At 40.6% G+C, this 2602-nt stretch carries 3 protein-coding genes; all 3 read right to left on the bottom strand.

Annotated features, from left to right (window positions below; genetic code table 11):
- Positions 1–584, bottom strand: a 584-nt coding sequence (locus N483_RS24705; RefSeq protein WP_155735431.1) for an IS30 family transposase, incomplete at its 3' end; no start/stop codon positions are given.
- A gap of 331 nt (positions 585–915) precedes the next feature.
- The gene (locus tag N483_RS24710; RefSeq protein WP_023397475.1) at positions 916–1461 is read right to left on the bottom strand and encodes a hypothetical protein; all 546 of its coding nucleotides are present in this window, start codon (positions 1459–1461) and stop codon (positions 916–918) included.
- A partial coding sequence (locus N483_RS27385; protein ID WP_196764428.1) for a hypothetical protein occupies positions 1461–2602 on the bottom strand: 1142 nt, incomplete at its 5' end. The genes N483_RS27385 and N483_RS24710, both read right to left, overlap by 1 nt.

Here is a 2602-nt window from a genome sequence, read left to right on the forward strand (position 1 = left end):
ACGTGAGTAACTATATATCCAGACCCTTTTTTTCCTTCAACAAGATCACCCTCCCAGTCGCCAATACGAGTCCGTTCCTCTACAATCACAGGCCGCTCATGGATACTAACCCTGTCTTTTATTTTGCCGCGTAAGTCGCCGTATTTACGTTGCTTTTTTCTCTTCTTGTGACGTTTTGGTAGCGCTTTATATAGCTCACCACCTGCTTGATAGTCCTTAATAACCCATTGATAAATAGTCTCATGGCTCACTCGTTTTTCTTTGTCATTAGGGTGATTTTTTTTGAGTCTTCCAGCAATCGCATCCGGAGACCATCCTTCATATAATTTATGCACAACATGATTATAAAGCGCTTTATTTGAACGCTTTTTTGTATGCCTTGGCTTCTTTCTCCGTTCGACAGCTAAGTCTTCTGCAGATTCATCGAAGTAAGTATAGTATGGTGGTTTATTCCTCTTTACTTCACGCATGATGGTGGTGTGATGTCGATTAAGTAAACGGCCGATCGAACGGTAACTTTCACCGCTATTGTAGCGATAATAGATTGCTTTTCGTTCAAAGCTGTTAAGATGTTCATAAGGCATTTCTTAACTCCTAAAATGTAAGTGGTCGCACATTTACATTAGCAGAAGCTGAGAAGTGCCTTATTTCTATCTTGTTTTTATACTTGGTGCACTTGCATGTTGAATTCGGCTTTCCACTGCACACCGCGCTGGCGTGATTGTACAGAAAAAAGGCGCTCACTGAGCGCCAATTTTGAATGGATGTCACCTCAAATTTTGTCTTCCCAAATTTGAGTGGGTGTCACATGTATTGCTTCCAGCTAATGCTGGGGCTTTTGAATGGGTGTTTTTTATTTATTGTTTCCTATATTTATGAATTGAAATAAATGAAGTATGCATACAGTCATCTATATTACTTTTTAAACGACTTTAATTCTGAAGAGCAAGATGTAGCGCCACAATATAATAAGGAAATAACAATGGTATCATCCTCAAACTCATAAATATTGTCTACAACCCCTCCTTCGAACTCATAGCTTTCATTATTAATAATGAGCAATGATGAAATCATGCCAAAGTTGAAATTTAATGATATTTTGTAGTTACCATTATGAAGACTTCTCCATAAAGCATAATCACCACCCAACTTCACACTTTCCTTGAAATTCAATACATTTTCTAAAATGCCATTCATAGCTGCAACATGTTTGCTTCTTATGGCTTTGGTATCCAAATGAGATAGATCAACTTTACTTTCAGTAAACTTTCCGCTCCGATAATAAACCTTTTTTATTTTAAACTTCTTGTCAGGTAAGTAATAAGAATTAAGAAACCCTCCTCCTTCGAAGCTACTCAACCCGTGTTTAACTCTATAATTATCTATTGGAGATAGCCTTAAGGAGTTGGCACAAGCAGTTATTGAAAAAAATGATAAAAATAAAACTAGTATTACTTTCATTAATCATACCTCGATAAAAAACGCGTTTCCCATGAGGAGTTCTGATAACCTCTATTTGAATTGTAAGATGGCATCCCCTTTGGAAAATAGCCATCATGATAGATACCATATGCTCTAGCAGCTCTTAACCTCAAATCGCCTGAACGATTCCAAGAGTGATGATATCCAGCGGCAAAAACCTTAACGGAAACCTCTAGGTTATATTCCCAATAATGAAGCAGTCTATCGTAACTCTCTCCATAAAGACCAGCTGTATACCGTGTAACTTGTCCAAGACCAGCAGCGCTAGAATTTGGATCTGGCGTAATTAGCGGTGTGCCATCACTTTCGAATTGTCTAAAATCTGATTCTGCCGATACCATAGCAACAAGTGCTCGTTCTGGAACGTCGTATTCTACCGACAGAGCTCTAAGTTTTTTTTCAATCTTTTCCCTAGAGGGGTTTTGATTTCCAACACCAAAAGCATTATAAATCTCCCTAATCGACTCAGCCGTCTGATTCAACACATACTGCATTGCCCCAGTACGAGCACCATTGGCAAATTTTCCACCTGTAAGCTCCGATACTGTACCACCAATTATCGCTGAAATAACCGTGCCTTTTACAATTTGGCTCAGCTTTAAGTCTCCACCACCGGGTAAAAACACACCTCCAACACCTTTAGTAACACCCGCGCTTACAAAGCCATGGCCAAATTTACCGCCGCTCAGCTCTGCCGAAATACCTCCAATTACTGCGTGCGCGCCAATTTGTCCAGCTACTTGTCCACCGGTTAACATATTGCCACCAAACTCGATGAGCCCTGCAGCCTTTGCCCCTTCTACACTACCAAACTGTTTTAGATTATTCGCACCTAATTTATTAAATTGCTGCCCAACCCCATAAAATGCTTGAGCCGTTAAGCCTCCGATTACTCCTGCTCTGAGTGCTTGAGATGAACTCCCCCCCATTGCACGAGTAAACTCATAGTTCCAAGCAGCAGCACAAGCACCTACTGCTGGTCCACAAAATACAGACAATACATTACCCGCAATATTGACCAGCTCAGGCCCAAACACACGCGTAGCAGCTCTTATAAGACCTCGCCCGGCCTGTTTAAATGGCTTCGTGATTTTATCCCACAAATACCCACTCGGATCCG

It is taken from the genome of Pseudoalteromonas luteoviolacea NCIMB 1944 (genome assembly GCF_001625565.1).
Taxonomy (GTDB): Bacteria; Pseudomonadota; Gammaproteobacteria; order Enterobacterales; family Alteromonadaceae; genus Pseudoalteromonas; species Pseudoalteromonas luteoviolacea_F.